This is a genomic window from Streptomyces sp. bgisy100, assembly GCF_057709105.1.
In genome coordinates this window covers 113,008-129,127 of the sequence record NZ_JBYITE010000008.1, presented here as the reverse complement: position 1 = coordinate 129,127, position 16,120 = coordinate 113,008, and the positions used below count along the sequence as shown (strand labels likewise).

Annotated in this window: 12 protein-coding genes and 1 tRNA gene; 8 read left to right on the top strand and 5 right to left on the bottom strand. The window is 71.6% G+C overall.

Going from position 1 to position 16,120, the window contains the following annotated elements:
- The first annotated feature begins 89 nt into the window (after nucleotides 1-89).
- The 3 genes from AC3EQ1_RS08155 to AC3EQ1_RS08145 all read left to right on the top strand — a co-directional run bounded on the left by AC3EQ1_RS08155 (nucleotide 90) and on the right by AC3EQ1_RS08145 (nucleotide 1,063).
- Nucleotides 90-449: a DUF6415 family natural product biosynthesis protein gene (locus AC3EQ1_RS08155; RefSeq protein ID WP_432093614.1), complete on the top strand. Its 360-nt coding sequence runs from the start codon at nucleotides 90-92 to the stop codon at nucleotides 447-449.
- Between the two features lie 291 nt (nucleotides 450-740).
- Nucleotides 741-908, top strand: coding sequence for a hypothetical protein (locus AC3EQ1_RS08150; RefSeq protein WP_432093613.1), 168 nt, complete (start codon nucleotides 741-743; stop codon nucleotides 906-908).
- A complete protein-coding gene (locus tag AC3EQ1_RS08145; protein WP_351505565.1) occupies nucleotides 905-1,063 on the top strand; it encodes a hypothetical protein in 159 nt (52 codons plus the stop codon). Before AC3EQ1_RS08150 ends, AC3EQ1_RS08145 begins: the two co-directional genes overlap by 4 nt.
- Nucleotides 1,064-1,261: 198 nt before the next feature.
- Here the strand turns inward: AC3EQ1_RS08145 and fdhD are convergent, their stop codons facing one another.
- Nucleotides 1,262-2,158: a formate dehydrogenase accessory sulfurtransferase FdhD gene (gene fdhD / locus AC3EQ1_RS08140; RefSeq protein ID WP_432093612.1), complete on the bottom strand. Its 897-nt coding sequence runs from the start codon at nucleotides 2,156-2,158 to the stop codon at nucleotides 1,262-1,264.
- A gap of 477 nt (nucleotides 2,159-2,635) precedes the next feature.
- Nucleotides 2,636-3,328: a GNAT family N-acetyltransferase gene (locus AC3EQ1_RS08135; protein ID WP_432093611.1), complete on the bottom strand. Its 693-nt coding sequence runs from the start codon at nucleotides 3,326-3,328 to the stop codon at nucleotides 2,636-2,638.
- 560 nt (nucleotides 3,329-3,888) lie between these two features.
- On the opposite strand from AC3EQ1_RS08135, the gene AC3EQ1_RS08130 reads away from it, so the two are divergent.
- On the top strand, nucleotides 3,889-5,442 hold the full coding sequence (locus tag AC3EQ1_RS08130; protein ID WP_432093610.1) for an aldehyde dehydrogenase family protein: 1,554 nt from the start codon (nucleotides 3,889-3,891) through the stop codon (nucleotides 5,440-5,442).
- Between the two features lie 144 nt (nucleotides 5,443-5,586).
- Here AC3EQ1_RS08130 and AC3EQ1_RS08125 read toward each other — a convergent pair whose 3' ends face one another.
- Nucleotides 5,587-7,092 (bottom strand): DUF2254 domain-containing protein, encoded by a 1,506-nt coding sequence (locus AC3EQ1_RS08125; RefSeq protein ID WP_432093609.1) that lies wholly within the window; start codon nucleotides 7,090-7,092, stop codon nucleotides 5,587-5,589.
- A gap of 169 nt (nucleotides 7,093-7,261) precedes the next feature.
- On the opposite strand from AC3EQ1_RS08125, the gene AC3EQ1_RS08120 reads away from it, so the two are divergent.
- Together AC3EQ1_RS08120 and AC3EQ1_RS08115 are read left to right on the top strand one after the other, a co-directional pair.
- Nucleotides 7,262-7,346 (top strand) — tRNA-Leu (locus AC3EQ1_RS08120).
- Nucleotides 7,347-7,583: 237 nt separating this feature from the next.
- Nucleotides 7,584-8,117: a putative immunity protein gene (locus tag AC3EQ1_RS08115; protein ID WP_432093608.1), complete on the top strand. Its 534-nt coding sequence runs from the start codon at nucleotides 7,584-7,586 to the stop codon at nucleotides 8,115-8,117.
- A gap of 2 nt (nucleotides 8,118-8,119) precedes the next feature.
- Here AC3EQ1_RS08115 and AC3EQ1_RS08110 read toward each other — a convergent pair whose 3' ends face one another.
- On the bottom strand, nucleotides 8,120-10,816 hold the full coding sequence (locus AC3EQ1_RS08110; protein WP_432093607.1) for an ATP/GTP-binding protein: 2,697 nt from the start codon (nucleotides 10,814-10,816) through the stop codon (nucleotides 8,120-8,122).
- 462 nt (nucleotides 10,817-11,278) lie between these two features.
- On the opposite strand from AC3EQ1_RS08110, the gene AC3EQ1_RS08105 reads away from it, so the two are divergent.
- Together AC3EQ1_RS08105 and AC3EQ1_RS08100 are read left to right on the top strand one after the other, a co-directional pair.
- Nucleotides 11,279-12,979 carry a ricin-type beta-trefoil lectin domain protein gene (locus AC3EQ1_RS08105; RefSeq protein WP_432093606.1) on the top strand — a complete coding sequence of 567 codons (1,701 nt, stop codon included), beginning with the start codon at nucleotides 11,279-11,281 and terminating at the stop codon, nucleotides 12,977-12,979.
- 216 nt (nucleotides 12,980-13,195) lie between these two features.
- Entirely contained in the window at nucleotides 13,196-14,200 is a 1,005-nt protein-coding gene (locus AC3EQ1_RS08100; RefSeq protein WP_432093662.1) for a multicopper oxidase domain-containing protein, read from the top strand.
- A gap of 137 nt (nucleotides 14,201-14,337) precedes the next feature.
- On the opposite strand, the gene AC3EQ1_RS08095 is transcribed toward AC3EQ1_RS08100, so the two are convergent.
- A complete protein-coding gene (locus AC3EQ1_RS08095; RefSeq protein ID WP_432093605.1) occupies nucleotides 14,338-15,900 on the bottom strand; it encodes a GMC family oxidoreductase in 1,563 nt (520 codons plus the stop codon).
- Between the last annotated feature and the right edge of the window lie 220 nt (nucleotides 15,901-16,120).

Here is a 16,120-nt window from a genome sequence, read left to right as displayed (position 1 = left end):
GGAAACGTCCTTGGCACGGTCGGCGGCATGAACGCCGCCGGCGCGGTTCGGCTCATCGACTCGGCACCGCAGCCCACGGAGGCGGTCGGATGACCGACACGCCTACCTCTGAGGCCGAGGGCATCCTCGCCTCCACCGATGAGACCGCGATTCAGGACACCATCGTGCGGTCCTTGCGAACTGCCATCGGCCGGATCGACATGGACGAGCTGCGCTACCTCGAACAGCAACTCCTCGCCCACATCGCCGTTCTCTACCCCGCCGCCGACGCGGCGACCGACAAGCTCTGGCGCGGCAGCATCGCGTGGTACACCCGTCGCGCCACGCTCGACAACATCCGGCGACAGGTCGAACAGGGCCTGGGCGGCGGTCCCCTCGCCGCGCAAGTTCAGGTCTCCGCCTTGGCCCGCGACTGCCAGTGGCTCCTCACCCAGCACCGGGAAGGCTGACGTGCAGCATTTGCTCCGGGCACCCGGGCCACACCCATGAGCCCACCCTGATCGTCCCTGGTCGAGAGCGGCTCCGGCCCTGGCGCCATTCTCTACGCCTGCTCCGACTGCATGCGCATGTGCCGGCTTCGGCCCCTCGTCCCGGCCGCGAGCGGCGGCCCCGTCTACGAACGCCGCCGCACCTGACCGGGCCGTCGGCGGCGTTCCCCTTCCGTCGGCGGCCCGCCCCCTCACACCTGCCCCTGCGCCACGCCGGGGCTCCCGCCACCCAGATCACAATGGAGGCACGCCGTGAGCACCTACAGCGAGTATGAGGACAAGGCCGGGAAACGCGGCCGGAAGAAGCCGGGACCCGGCGGAGACCAGGGCAACGGGCAGACGAGCGGCTGTATGGTCGTGGCGCCGGTGGCCGGCCTCTTACTCGTCGCCGCTGCCATGATCAGCCGGAGGCAGACATGAAGATCAGAACCGAACGCACCATCGAGGACAACGGCGAGGTGTACACAGACGGCGAAGGCACCCGCTTCTTCGGCATTCCCGCCTGGAGAATCTGTCTCGTCCTGTGCGCCGCCATGCCGGTAGCACTGCTCACGTACACCTACTCGGTCCGCTGACCCTCCGTGCTCCGTCCTCCGGCCGTCCGTTTGCCACCCGTGGCGGATGGCCGGGGCCTCCTCACGTGAAGAGCCCATGGACGGATCTGAACTGGTGACATGTGCCTTGTCAGGGCAGCGCTCCACCGCTGAACTCTGCGCCCCTGAAGTGAGCGACGGCACGGAGACACACCGCCGACAGTGCGCCGCGTGCTCAGCTCAGCTTCGGTGGCCGACGGCGGGCCCTGCCCCGGCCCGGTCCGCCTCCCCGCCGTCGCCGGACGGCGCAGCGTAGGTGATCCGGTCCTCCCCGGCGTACACGTTCATCGAGCTGCCCCGCAGGAAGCCGACCAGGGTGAGCCCGGTCTCGGCGGCCAGGTCCACCGCCAGCGAGGACGGTGCCGAGACCGCGGCGAGCATCGGGATGCCCGCCATGACCGCCTTCTGCGCCAGTTCGAACGACGCCCGGCCGGAGACCAGCAGAATCGTCTGCGACAGGGGCAGTTCGCCGGACTGCAGTGCGCGCCCGATCAGCTTGTCCACGGCGTTGTGGCGCCCCACGTCCTCCCGCAGGTCGAGGAGTTCGCCCGTGGGAGAGAACAGCCCGGCGGCGTGCAGGCCGCCCGTACGGTCGAACACCCGTTGTGCGGCGCGCAGTCGGTCGGGGAGGGCGGAGAGCAGCGCGGGCGTCACCTTCAGGCGCGGGTCGTCGGCGACCGGCCAGCGCGCCGTGGAGCGCACGGCGTCCAGGCTGGCCTTTCCGCACAGGCCGCAGGACGAGGTGGTGTACACGTTCCGTTCCAGCGTGATGTCCGGGACGGGCACGCCGGGGGCGAGCTGCACATCCACCACGTTGTAGGTGTTCGAGCCGTCCTCGGTCGCTCCGGCGCAGTAGACGATCGTCCGCAGCTCCTCCGCCGCGCCGAGCACCCCCTCGCTCACCAGGAAGCCGGCGGCCAGCGCGAAGTCGTCCCCGGGCGTGCGCATGGTGATGGCGAGCGGCCTGCCGTTGAGGCGGATCTCCAGGGGCTCCTCGGCGACGAGGGTGTCCGGGCGCGTGCTGACCGCGCCGTCGCGGATCCGCAGCACACGCCGCCTGTCGGTGACCCGTCCCATGTGATCAGTCCCGTGTCGTCGGTCCCGGAGGCCGGTGCGGCCCCGGCAGTGTGGTTGCCGTGGGGCACCGGGCCGGGTGACGGCGAGGTGACCCGCGCTCTCATTGTCCTGCACCCGCGCCCGGGCCGGCTGCCCGGCACGGCGGGCGGCCCCCGGCGACCCGGCGGACCGGCGACCCGGGGACCTGGCGGACCGGCGGTCCGCCCGGTCGCCAGGTCGGGAGAGGGGCGCCGGTCCGAGAAGGGGCGCCGACCCGGGAGAAGAGTGCCGCATGACGACCGGGCGACGGGGCCGACGGCGGCGGAGGGCCCACGAGGGACGGCCCGGGCGGGGGCGGGACCGGTCCGGACCCGGGCGAGGCCCCCCCGCAAGTACGCCAGCCCGCAGCCCGCAGCCCGCAGCCCGCAGCCCGCAGCCCGCAGCCCGCGGCCTGCCGCCTGCCGCCCGAAGTCCGCCGCCCGCCGCCCGACGCGGGTGTCAGGCGCGGGGTTCGCGCCACATGGGCCACAGCGAGGGCCCGCCCGGCAGGTCCACGGTCCGGCCGCAGAAGACGAAGCCGAGGCGCTCGTACAGCGCCTTGCTCCGGGTGTTGCTCGCCTCCAGGTAGGCGGGCATCCGCTCCCGGTCGCAACGGTCCAGTGCGGAGGCCAGCAGGGCGCCACCGAGCCCCGCACTCTGGCGGCACGGAGCCGCGACGACGGCCGGAAGGTAGTAGTGCGCGGTGCCGGTGGGGTGCGCCTCGCCGGTCAACCGCGCGACGGTGACCACCCGTTCGTTGCCGGGATCGGCCGCGGCCAGGAGCTCGGCCGTCTCGTCCGTCGGCTCGCCTCCGTCGTCCCCGTCCCCGTCCCTGTCGCTACCGTCGTGGGCACCGGCATCCGGGTCGTCCGCGGTGCTCCCCGTTCCGTGAGCCTCCTCGGCGGGGACCGGCAGCCACAGAGCGGCAGCCGACACGTCCTCGCTGACGTCGACCCACCCCTCGCGCAGCGCCGCGTCCAGCATGACCCCGAAGAACCGCGGATGCGCGGTGCGCCGGTGCGTCTCATCCGGGAACACCCAGCCGCTGACCGGGTCGTCCATGAACGCCTCCCCCAGCAACCGGGCTATGGCATCCCGCTCTTCCGGGCGGGCGCGGCGGATCGTGGGCTGGGCGGCGGTCGGCTGGTCCATGGGCGTCTCCCTGTGCTGCGGGGCCGGTCCATCGGCGCGTACCGACGGTCGTCCCGGCCCACCAGTGGTCGTTTCCGGTCCGGCGACAGGCGGTCGTCTCCGGTGCGGACGGGGCGTCTCCGGCGGTGGGGTGAGGGCCAGGGAAGGCGCGTCCTGAAGCCCGTTCCGCCGGGCCGTGCTGTGAAAAGCGCCCTCAGACTAACTGTGGTGATATCAGGCCCCGTTGAGCGGTCGGATCCAGCCGGTTCCGCCTGCACGCCGGGCCGGACACGTCGGCCTTCCCGGCCTCCGGCGGCGCGGACAGGTACAACACAGGCCAGCGGACCCGCAGGCGGACGCACGGCAGCCCGGAGGTGTCCACTGGCAGGCAGACGAGCAGGCAGACGAGCAGACAGGCATGCGGAGCGGCGGGGCAGGCCGGGGTGGCCGGTTCGCCACCCGGAGTGACCTCACTCATAGTTGAACCAGGGCATGTATCGCTATCCACCGGCCATGATTACCGTCCAGTAGGACCAGTGAGCGCCACCCCTCCCGTCTGTGCAACGAGAGCGGAGAATTCGATGGCACCGACAGCTCCGAAGCTCACCCTCAAACCCGGAACCGCCTGGTCGGACGCCTGGCAGCGCTGCCTCGCGGCCGCCCCCGAGGCCTTCCGTGAGGACCGCGTACTCAACCTCTGGAACGGCGCCTGGCAGGCCGACGGGCACCCGCTCCCCGCCACCACCCCCGTCGACGGAACCCCCGTCGCCGGACCGCCCCGGCTCGACTCCGGAACCGCCCGGGCGGCCGTACGTGCCGCGCTCGACCGGCACCGCGCCTGGCGGGACGTTCCGCTGCCCGAGCGCCGGGCCCGGATCACCGCGGCCCTCGACGCCCTCGCCGACCACCGCGACCTGCTCGCCCTGCTCCTCGTCTGGGAGATCGGCAAGCCCTGGCGGCCGGCCCGGGCCGACGTCGACCGCGCCGTGGACGGCGTCCGCTGGTACGCCGACGGCATCGAGCCCATGCTGGACGGCCGCACCCCGCTCGACGGCCCGGTCAGCAACATCGCCAGCTGGAACTACCCGATGAGCGTGCTCGTCCACGCCATGCTCGTCCAGGCCCTCGCCGGGAACGCGGTCATCGCGAAGACCCCGACCGACGGCGGGCTGGCCTGCCTCACCCTCGCCTGTGCCCTGATCCACCGCGAGGGCATCCCGGTCACCCTGGTCAGCGGCAGCGGCGGCGAGCTGTCCGAAGCGCTCGTCCGCTCCCCGGAGATCGGCTGCGTCTCGTTCGTGGGAGGCCGGGACACCGGGGCCCGGGTCGCCACCGCCGTCGCGGACCTCGGCAAGCGGCACATCCTCGAACAGGAGGGCCTCAACGCCTGGGGCATCTGGGAGTACAGCGACTGGGAGGGCCTCGGCCGGCACATCCGCAAGACCTTCGACTACGGCAAGCAGCGGTGCACCGCGTATCCCCGGTTCGTCGTCCAGCGCTCACTGTTCGACGCGTTCCTGGCCACCTATCTGCCGGCCGTGCGCTCCGTACGCATCGGGCACCCGCTCGCCGTCGCCTCCCCCGGTGACCCGCTGCCCGAGCTGGACTTCGGCCCGCTGATCAACGCCGCCAAGGCCAAGGAGCTGACCGACCAGGTGGCCGAGGCGATCGACCGCGGCGCCGTACCGCTGCACCGCGGCGACCTCGCCGACGGCCTGTTCCTCCCCGGACAGGACACCTCCGCCTACGTCCCGCCCGTCACCCTGCTGAACCCGCCGACCGGCTCGCCGCTCCACCACGCCGAACCGTTCGGGCCGGTCGACTCCATCGTCCTCGTCGACACCGAGGCCGAGCTGCTCGCCGCCATGAACGCCAGCAACGGCGCCCTGGTCGCCAGCCTCTCCTGCGACGACGAGGAGACCGCGGGCCGGCTGGCCACCGAGATCCGCGCCTTCAAGATCGGCCTGGGCAAGCCGCGCTCCCGCGGCGACCGGGACGAGCTGTTCGGTGGCTTCGGCGCCTCCTGGCGCGGTGCCTTCGTCGGCGGGGAACTGCTGGTCCGGGCCGTGACCCAGGGGCCGGAGGGGGAGCGCCCGCCGGGGAACTTCCCGGACTACCACCTGATGCCGGAGTGACGTGATGGTGCCGGGGTGGCGTAGTGATGTCGAGGTGACGTGGGGACGTGTGACGTGGTGGTGCCGGGGTGACGTCATGCCGGAGTGACGCAGTACCGGCATGGCGCGATGGTCCGTCCGACGGATCCCGGAGCGTCGATCGGCTCAGCCGATGCCCTGCCGGTCGGGATGCATCGAGAAGTCCTGCTCGGCGGGGTCCGGAAGGGCGCGGGCCACGGCCCGCCCGAGGAGCGTCCGGTGCCGCAGCAACGGCTCCCGGCGCCCCTCGGGCGCGAGCCGCACCAGATCGTCGAGCACCGCGACCAGGCGCCGCGACACCTGCGGCGCCGCGGCCCCGGCGTGCCGGATCTCCACCAGCCCCACATCCACCAGATCGGCCCAGGTCGGCAGCGGCTGCACCAGCCGCAGGACGCCCTCCCGGTCCCTGTGGTGCACCCCGTCGCCCAACGGCCGTCGCATCAGCACCGCCAGCAGCTGGTGGATACGGTCGAGTGCCTGCACCGCCGTGCTCGGATCGTTGACGGCGGGCGACAGGGCCCGCAGCGCGATGTCGGACAGCTGTCGCAGCCCGTATCCGGGGTCCTGGTGGAAGGTGCGCTCCACCCCCACCTGGAACGCGGTCCGCACACGCCGCCCGGTCGGGGCCGGACCGCCGTGCACGGTGCAGACCGGGGTGCCGGGCACGATGAAGTCGCCGATCCGCGGCTCCAGCCGGAGGACCACCCCGTGCCGCCGGGCCAGCCGGACGAGCCGCCCCGCGTTCACGCTCCGCAGCACCCCGGCCGGACCGGAGTACACGATCCGCCCACCGCCCTCCGGCACCCCGGCCCGGTCCTCACCGCCGTCCGGACCGCGCGACCCGGGCCGGCCGTGCTCCCCGTTTCCGGGCCCCGGCGGTCGGGGCCCGGAAACGGACGGCTGTGCCGGGGCGCCGGGCGGCCGCGACCGGGAATCGCCCGGAAGCGGTCCGGAACCCGATGGAAGCGCCCCGGAGTCAGCATCCGACGGATACGGACCGGAGCCCGATGGAAGCGGCTGGTCGCGGAGGGCGGCCAGCGACTCGCGGGCCACCCGGTCGATCACCTGGTGCACCCGCATGAGGCGCAGGATGGCGTGCACATACGCGATGAACAGCAGCAGGCTGACCATGACCAGCACCAGGCCGACGACACCGGACACCACCGGCACCGAGGTCGCCGTCCTGGGATCGTTGTTCCCCTCGTTCTCGAACTGCACCAGCAGCGTGAAGGCGAACGTGGCGAGGAAGACCGCGAACGTCACCCGGGTGATCCGGCTCCGGATGTAGAGGCGCAGCACCCGTGGCGAGAACTGGTTCGCCATCTGCAGCGCGACCAGCGAGATCGAGAAGACCACGCCGATGAAGGTCAGCATGGACGACCCGACGGTGTTCAGCAGCGTCTTGGCGTCGTCGGAGATCTTGAGCAGGTCGTCGATCTCGTCGGTTTCGCCCGCGTCCCGCAGGACGTCGATCAGCCAGGCGTCGGCGGCCGTGGTGAGGAGCGCCAGCACGATCGCGCCGAGCAGTCCCACCACCGGAGCGAACCAGAACGCCTCCCGCAGCCACTCACGCAACGGCGAGAGCCGTCTCATCCGTCGTCGGCCCGCCACCTCGGTCACATCGTGTGTCACATCGTGCACTGTAAGTGCACAGCGCCGAGATGCTCCACGACGGCCCGTCGGAGCCCGCGCCCCCGGCGCCGGGCCGACCCCCCGGACCTCGGGATACGCAGGTGAAAGCACCTCCGGACCCCTGGTATCGTTACTCCTGTCGCCGCGGGGAACTGCGGCACGACACCTTGTCCGGGTGGCGGAATGGCAGACGCGCTAGCTTGAGGTGCTAGTGCCCTTTATCGGGCGTGGGGGTTCAAGTCCCCCCTCGGACACTTACTCCGAATACGGCGGACCGTGACTCGAGCAGTCGCGGTCCGTTTCGTTTGGCGGCTTCAGGCGAGGGTGCTGCACGTGACGGCGCTCCATGCGACGGCGCTCCATGTGCCGACGCTTCGTGGGACGGTTCGCGCGGCGACACCACGGGATGCGGAACCGCGCGGGAGAGCCCGCCGGGCACCTCCGTGACCGATCGGCCATCGGGCGCGCGGCGTCGATGACAGGATCGGCTCATGACGACCGGTGACTTCGAGCTGACCATGGATGAGCTGCGCGTCGTGGCGCGCTACGCGGCGGAGAGCGCTCAGGAAGTCCTTCCGGTGTTCGAGGAAGCCGTCCCCGGTGACCCACGGCCTCGCGCGGCCGTCGACGCCGCCTGGGAATTCGTGAACGGCGCGAGAAGGACCAAGCTGCAGCGCGTCACCTCGTTGGACGCCCACCGAGCCGCGAAGGAAGCGGACACAGAAGCCGCATGCCTCGCCGCGCGCGCCGCCGGCGACGCCGCAGCTGCCGCGTACCTCCACCCGATCGCGAAGGCCACCCAGGTGGGCCACATCCTGCGCGCGGCCGCAAACGCGGCGCGCGTGGCCGAGTTGGTCGCGGGCGACGACCCCGAAGCCGGAGACAAGAGCATCGAACAGGCCCGCCAACGCGCAACGCCGGCCCTACGGGACGTCCTGAGCCGGTACCCGGCCGCACCGAACGGCAAGGGCCGCGTCGCCCAGCTCATGAGCGCCTTGGATACTTCCTTGCGCATGTCACGCTGATATCAATCTTCCATGAGCCCGATCAGTTCTTGGCGCCGGTCCGCCACACAGCTCGTCCACCGCGCGCGTGTCTGATCCTCGCCGTCCAGCCACTGGGCACGCGGCAGGTCTTCCGGCGGGGTGTCGTCCGCCATCAGATACGACAGTTCCAGCAGGTAGGCGAACTCTGCCCCGCGGACGTGGGCCCGAAGGCGTTCGCGGGCGTCACCCAGTGCGGCTTGGTCGTCCAGGACCGCGGCGTGGAAGCACTCGGCCAGACGCGCATAGGCGGCTGACGACGTCAGGCCCGTGCTCTCGGCTTCGGCAGCCACCGAGGCCGCGCGCTGCGGCAAGCCGGGATCGGCTCCGGCATCGCACAGCAACTCCGCGTTCTGCCGCTGCAGATCGGCCCAGCGCGCTGTGACCCCCCGCAGCAGATCCGCGCTGCGGGCGATCTGCTCCCGGGCCCGGGTCCGGTCCCCGAAGGAGGCGGCGAACGCCAGACAGGCCTGGGCAAGCGCTGCCTCGCCCCGTTCGCCGGCGGACTCGGCATCGTCACGGCCGCGAGCGTACCCGGCGCACGACAGTGAGATCCGGCCCTGTGGCCACCACAGGTCACCCAGCGTCCTGGATCGCCGTCCACGCGTTCCCAGGTGGTCGATGGCATTCTGCACGTCCGGAAAGTGACCCAGCCTGCGAGCCAGGTGGAGCAGACCTCTCGACGCGTCGAGAGCCATCCGCCCGCCTCCCTCGGCCACTGAGCGCATGCCGGCCATCGAGGCGTCGAACCGCCCGAGGTCCCGGTCGCACTCGGCCCGGAAGTACTCGGCGATCTCACGCAGGTGAGCCGGCAGGGACCCGGAGCCGAGGACTTCACTCAGGGCTGCCGACGTGAGCTCCCGGTGCTGACGCTGTCGTCGGGCGACGGCAGTCAGTGTCGTGGCCAGGGCTTCCGCCGCTCCGGAGCCCACTGGCGAGGGCTGGATTCTGCCGTCGGCGTCGGCGCTGCACGCCGTGGTTCGGCGCGGGATCTCCACCGGCTCCCAGATCATGCCGTCGACATACGCGTACGCGGCATCGGCCAGCCAGTCGAGGTCGAGCGCATGGTCCCTCGCCAAACGCAATCCCTGCTGGAGGCAGGCCACCAGCCGGGCACGGTCTCCGCTCTCCCGGGCCTGCCGGAACTCGCTTCCCAGTGCGGTGAAGGCGCGCTGCGCGGCCCGCTGCCAGTCGGCCTCGCTCCACCGGTCCTCGCTCGTGGAGTCCGCGTCCCGGACGGCGGCGCGAACCAGACCGTGCAGGGAGTACGGCCACGGCGCGGCATGGTCCGTGTCGATGAAGGGGCGGTCGACCAGCTGGAGAGCGGGGGCATCGCGGTCCAGGCCGGCTGCTGCGGTCGCCAGTGGCACCGAGAAGGAATCCAGCAGGCTCACCGCACGCAGCACCTGTCGCTCCGGCGCGGTGAGGTCCCGGAAGGTCCGCGCCACCAGCGCCGGAAAGTCGTGGCTGAAGTCATCGGGCCGAGGAGTGTGGCCGCGGGCATGAAGGTCCAGGAACCGCATCACCGCGAGGTCGAGATAGAGCGGCAGGCCGTGGGAGCGCGCCACGATCGTGCGGCGCGTGCTCTCCTCCATGAACGGCCGCTCGTCGAGAGTGAGACGTCGGCAGAGATACCGCTCCGCGTCCTCGGCCGACAGGTAGCCCACTCGGTGCTGCCTCGGCTCGGCCGTCGTCTGCGCCCCCAGATGTGGCCAGTGCCGCTCTCCCGCCCAGTCCAGCTGACCTTCCAGATGTTCGTCGTCCCACTGCAGACGGTTGCGCCCGGTGATGACGAACAGGGTTCCGGGCATCAGCCACACCATGCGCTGGATCAAGCGCTCCAGGTCCCGGTGGGTCCGGTCGCCCACGTCCTCGAAGGTGTCCAGCAGCACGACCAGCGTGGCGTTCTCCTGAGGCGGCAGCTGTGCGAGATCCCAGGCCAGCAGGTGGCTGTAGTAGCTGAGGACATCCTGGTCCGGGTCGGCCTCCAGCAGATCGGGAAGCCGACGGCAGGCACTGAGGAGACGCGTCTCCTCCCGGCGTTCGCGCAGAGCACGGACCGTGGCCTTGAGGCCGCTGCCGACCAGCGACCCCACGGTGCCCGGCATCAACAGGGCTTGAGCCGCATCCGCGAGGGCGGACTGCACCTGCCCGGACAGTGACATCGAGGAGGCGAACCGCTGGAAGAACGAGCGGCTGCGGAGATACTCCTCCAGCGGCTCCCCCGGATGATTGTGTTCCCAGTAGCGTCGCAGGGCGAGGTCGAAGGCAGGCATCGGGCGGCCCAGTTCCGCGACGGCCAACCGGAGCGACAGCACCAGGGACTCGAAATCGACACCCGATGGGGCAGCGAGGTCCACCCTCACCGGAATCGCCCGGCCCAGCTCGGGATCCAGGGCCGGCCACTGCGCCGTGGCTTCCCCGTCACCGGTCAGGTGGTGCACGATCTGCCGGGACAGCGTGGTCTTGCCGATGCCTCCGACCCCGTAGAAGGCCAGTACGTTGCGCCGCGGGGCCTCCAGGTCCTCCACATCGAAACCCGAAGCGGTCGTCAGCGCTCTGACCGTCGACAGACTCTGTGTCACCGCGGCCCATTCGCTCTCCCGGTCGGCGAACACATCGACCGCTTTGAGATCACGGTTGTTGGACCGGAATAAGGCGCGAAGATCGGATCGCGACATGAAGCCCCCCGGGTGGCGGTGTCGCCCACGGTCGGCGACGGGGCGGCAGCGGCAGAGACGTACAGCTCGGACCAACCGTAGTTCAGAAAAGTGGAGTTGGGCCCGGCCGGCTCGATGGAGCCATCCGCACTTCGCACATCGCGCCGGAGATCCATCGCCTGCTCTGTCCGCCGGGAGGAATGGCCTCCGGCAGCCGGGACGCCGAACGATCTCGTGTCGGTGTCACCCGCCAGGCGGGCAGAGTCAACTCGGCGGCCGCGCGGGCTCCCCACCGTGCCGCCGATGGGCTGACCAGGGCGTAGTCGGCCGGTCACCCTCGGGGCTTACCCGCGGAAACCCCTTTTCCTGCAGTGAGTTCTGCATCACTATGGGCACTCCTGTTCCCGGCAGTTACACCCATGAGTGCACTTGCGGCGGCGCAGCGGAAAAACCGAACGAATGGCATGAACGAGGGGTCGTGCGGTGCCCGAGCTCCACCCGATCGACCGGAACAACGACCGAAGCTCCGTGGGCGAGGGGTCCGACCACCCCGGCCTGTCGGACTCCGAACTGACCGAATACGTACGGGCCGGCGCGCCGACCGCCGAACCCGCCATGCAGGAACTCCGTCGGCGCCACCTCCCCGCCGTCCTCACCTACGCCCGCCTGTGCAGCAGAAATCAGACCGCCGGGAATCAGCTTGCCGCCCAGGCGTTCGCGCTCGCCTGGCCCGAGGTGCGCAGGGGCATCGGTCCGCGCGGGGCGTGGCGGCACTATCTGCTGACGCTCGTTCAGCAGGCTGCGGTGACCCGGGCCGCGGGCGGTCTCCGGGACCGGCTGGACGCCGACTTCGCCGACTGGATCGACGCCACCACGCAGAGCGGGTCCGACTGGGTGACGGCCCGGCACACCGCCCTCGAGCAGCAGTCCGTCATGCTCGGCGCGTACTCCGCACTGCCCCAGCACCAGCAGGACGCCCTCTGGTACGCGGTGGTGGACGAGGAGCCGGACACCGAAGCGGCCGTGTTCCTCGGTGTCCGGCCGGCCGGGGTGCCGGACCTCGCCGCACGGGCCCTGGTGGCGATGCGTGCGGCCTATCTCCGGACGTATCTGCAGGGCACCGAGGACCGGCGGTGCCAGGGGTTCCGGCGTCTGATCGAGGCCGCCGCCCGGCCGGAGAACCCCCGCCGGAGCGAGGACCTGGAGCAGCATGTGGCCGAGTGCGCCGGCTGCCACCTCGCCCTGGTGGAGCTCACCGCGCTGGGCGCGACTCCCCGGGCGGTCCTGGCCGACGGTCTGCTCGGCTGGGGCGGCGCGGCCTACCTCGCCGCGGACCGGGTGCCGGTGCCGGCCGCCCCGGCGCCGTCGGACGGTTCGCCCTCCACCGTCACGCTCCCGGCGCAGCCCCCGGCACCCGAGGCGAGCGACGCAACCGCCCGGCAGACGTCGCACGCCGACGCGCCCTGGCAGTCCCGGGTCGAGGCGGGACGGCAGTGGATCACCCGCCCCGTACCGCTGGCGGCGACGGCGGCCGCGGTCCTGACGGCCGTTCTCCTCACCTTCGTGCTGGCCGCTTCCGACGGCCCCCGGCCGGGTGAGGCGGGCGCCGACATGGGACGGGCACCGGAACAGCCCCCCGCCGCCACCGTCACCGCGACGGTGTCGTCACCGGCGAGGACGCCGTCCCCCAGCGTCTCCGTCACCACGGCCCCGCCCAAGGAACCGTCTCCGTCCCGCACCGCCTCGTCCGCGCCGCCCGGAATCGTGCACAACTCGTTCTCCCAGGTGGTCAACGCGGCGTCCGGCCTGTGCCTCGACATCGAGGACCACGAGCTGGAACAGGGCAACGACGTGGTCACCGACCAGTGCTCGGGGACCCCCACCCAGCAGTGGCGCCTGGACTCCATCGGCCTGCTGCACAGCTACGCCGACCCGGACTTCTGCCTCGACACCCGCGGCGACGTCGACGACGGAATCGGCATCTGGACCTGCGAGTTCGTCGAGGGGGAGGACGGCGAGAACCTGCTCTGGATCTCCGACCGCGCGGGCCTCATCCGGCCGAACATCGCCCCGGACCACGCCCTCGTACCGGACGAGGGCGGACCGGGCAGCCTGCTGGACGTGAGCCCGCTGTCCGGACAGCCCGACCAGCGCTGGCACGCGGGTGCGGCGCCGTCCGACTGAGGTCCGTTCACCCGAAGAGCGGTGCGTCCGGCCGGGGCCGCGTTCGACACAGGGTGCCGGCCGGGCAGGAGAACCGAAGATCGGGTCGCGTCCCATGAGATTGTTCGGGCAGGGCGCCCGAACCCCGTCGGCCCGGGGAGATCCCGCGGACGGCTGCCGTGCGGCGCCCTCGCTATCCCGCCCGATGGGAGCACGATGACCGAGGCAGCCGGGACCATCCCGAGACGCAGTTTCAGCCGGCGGATCCTGGCCGGCGGGGCTGCCGCCGCCGCGTTCGCCCAGAGCGGCTGCACAGCCGCCGCCCCGGCCGAGGAGGCCCCGTCGCAGGGCAAGGCGGTGGGGGCCCCGACGCAGGGAAAGGCCGTGGGGGCCCGGACACAGGGAAAGGCCGTGGGGGAGGGTGAGGTCCGCCGACTGCGGCTCTACGCGGAGAAGCTGACCGACGGACGGCTGGGCTACGGGTTCGAGAAGGGCAAGGCCTCCGTCCCCGGCCCGCTCATCGAGCTGACCGAGGGCGACACCCTGCACGTCGAATTCGAGAACACCCTCGATGTCGCCACCGGCCTCCACGTGCACGGACTCGACTACGGCATCGGCGCCGACGGCACCAAGCTCAACAGGAGCACCGTGGAACCGGGTGCCACACGGACGTACACCTGGCGTACCCACGCCCCGGGCAGGCGCCGGGACGGCAGCTGGCGTCCGGGCAGCGCGGGCTACTGGCACTACCACGATCACGCGGTCGGCACCGATCACGGAACGGCCGGCATCCGGAAGGGCCTGTACGGGCCGGTGGTGGTGCGCCGGAGGGGCGACATCCTGCCCGACAAGCAGTTCACCATCGTCTTCAACGACATGACCATCAACAACACGTCGGCGCCCGACACCCCGACCTTCACGGCGACGGTCGGGGACCGGGTCGAGATCATCATGATCACGCACGGCGACGCCTACCACACGTTCCATCTGCACGGTCACCGCTGGGCCGACAACCGCACGGGCCTGCTCCAGGGACCGGACGACCCGAGCCGCATCATCGACACCAGGATCACCGGTCCGGCGGAGTCCTTCGGCTTCCAGGTGATCGCCGGAGAGGACGTGGGCGCGGGCGCCTGGATGTACCACTGCCACGTGCAGACCCACTCCGACCGGGGCATGGCCGGACTGTTCCTGGTCGCCGAACCCGACGGCACGGTCCCGGGCCACGAGGCCCATCACTAGGGCAACACTTCGGCCTGGCCGCCTCTCCGAACCCGACCCCGAACCCGACCCCGAACCCGACCCCGACCCCGACCCCGGGCCCGACCCCGGGCCCGGCCCCCGGGTTCGGGAAGGGGGCCGGCCCGGGCGCCGTCAGCTCACCCCCGTTTGATCATGTCGGCGCACTTCTCGCCGATCATCATCGTCGTGATGCACGGGTTGACGGCGGGCAGGAACGGCATGATGGACGCGTCGGCGACCCTGAGGCCGGTCACCCCCTTGACCTTGAGCTGGGGGTCGACCGGGGCCGTGGGGTCGTCCTCGGTGCCCATCTTCACCGTGCCCGCCGGGTGGTAGACGGTGTTGTGGGTCTTGCGGATGTAGTCGAACAGTTCCTCGTCCGACTGGGCGTCCGGGCCCGGGGCCAGCTCGGTTCCCGCCCAGTCCGCCAGCGGCGGTTGCGCGGCGATCTCGCGGGCGAGCCGGAGCCCGTGGGTCATCACCCGGACGTCGTGCTCATCGGTGAAGTACTGCGGGTCCACCCGGGGCTTGTCGCGGAAGTCGCGGGTGCGCAGCCGTACCGTGCCGGAGGACCGGGCGCGGGTGACGTTGGGAGTGAGGCAGAACGCGTTCTCCGTCGTCGGGTAGCCGTGCCGGTAGGTGTTCATGTCGAACGGCACCGAGCCGTAGTGGAACATCAGGTCCGGCCGGTCCAGGCCCGGCTGCGTGTCGGTGAAGATTCCGATCTCCCACCACTGGGTGGAGGAGGTGACCATCGGCTGCTTCGCCTCCCACATGATCAACCCCTCCGGGTGGTCGATCAGGTGCGAGCCCACCCCGGGTGCGTCGACCCGGACGTCCACCCCCGTCTCGCGGAGGTGGGCGGCCGGTCCGATGCCGGAGAGCATCAGCAGCTTCGGGGAGTCGATCGCGCCGCACGAGACGACCACCTCGCGGCGGGCGCCGACGGTACGGGAGTGGATCAGGTCCGGGTCCAGGTACTCGACGCCCGTGGCGCGGCCGTTGCCGTCGAAGACCACCCGCTTGGCCCGCACCTCCGTACGGACCTCCAGGTTCGGCCGCTTGCCGAGGATCGGGTGCAGGTAGGAGACGGAGGCCGAGGAGCGGGTGCCGTCCTCGCGGGCGTTGATCTGGAACCAGTGCGCTCCCCGGATCACCGTGGTGCCGGTGTTGAACGGGGTGGTGGGGATGCCCGCGGCGGCGCAGGCCTCCAGGAGGGCGCGCCCGCAGGGGTCGTTCGGCGGAACGTTGCGGATGCGCACCGGGCCGGACCGCCCGTGGTGGTCGCCGGGCTCGTCGTTGTTCTCCAGCCGCTGGTAGAGCGGGAAGCACTCGGCGGCGCTCCAGCCGGTGCAGCCCATGGCGGCCCACTCGTCGAGATCCTCGGCCGGGGCCCAGAAGGCGATGGCCGAGTTGTGCGAGGAACAGCCGCCCAGGACGCGGGCGCGGGCGTGCCGCATGAAGCTGTTGCCGTTGACCTGCGGCTCGATCGGGTAGTCCCAGTCGTAGCCAGACTCCAGCAGCGCCATCCACTTCGTCAGCTGGAGGATGTTGTCGTCGCCGACGTCCGACGGACCGGCCTCCAGCAGGCAGACGCTGACCTCCGGATCCTCCGTCAGGCGGGCCGCCACGACGGATCCGGCGGTCCCGCCGCCGACGACGACGTAGTCGAACGTGTCCACGGGGGCTTCTTCGGGCATGGCGCTCTCCAGCTCGGTGCTCGGTGCTCAGTGCGTTCGGTTCGGGTTGCCTAGCGTCGGGTTGCCTTGCGTGGGGTGGCCGTGTGTCGGGTGGCGGCCTTGTGTTGGGTGGCCGTGCGTCGGGTTGCCTTGCGCCGTGCGGCCTGGCATCGGGTTGCCCGGCAGCGCGTCGAGGCGCACGGCGAGGTGCGTCGTGGCGAGGTACAGGGACGAGGCGCGG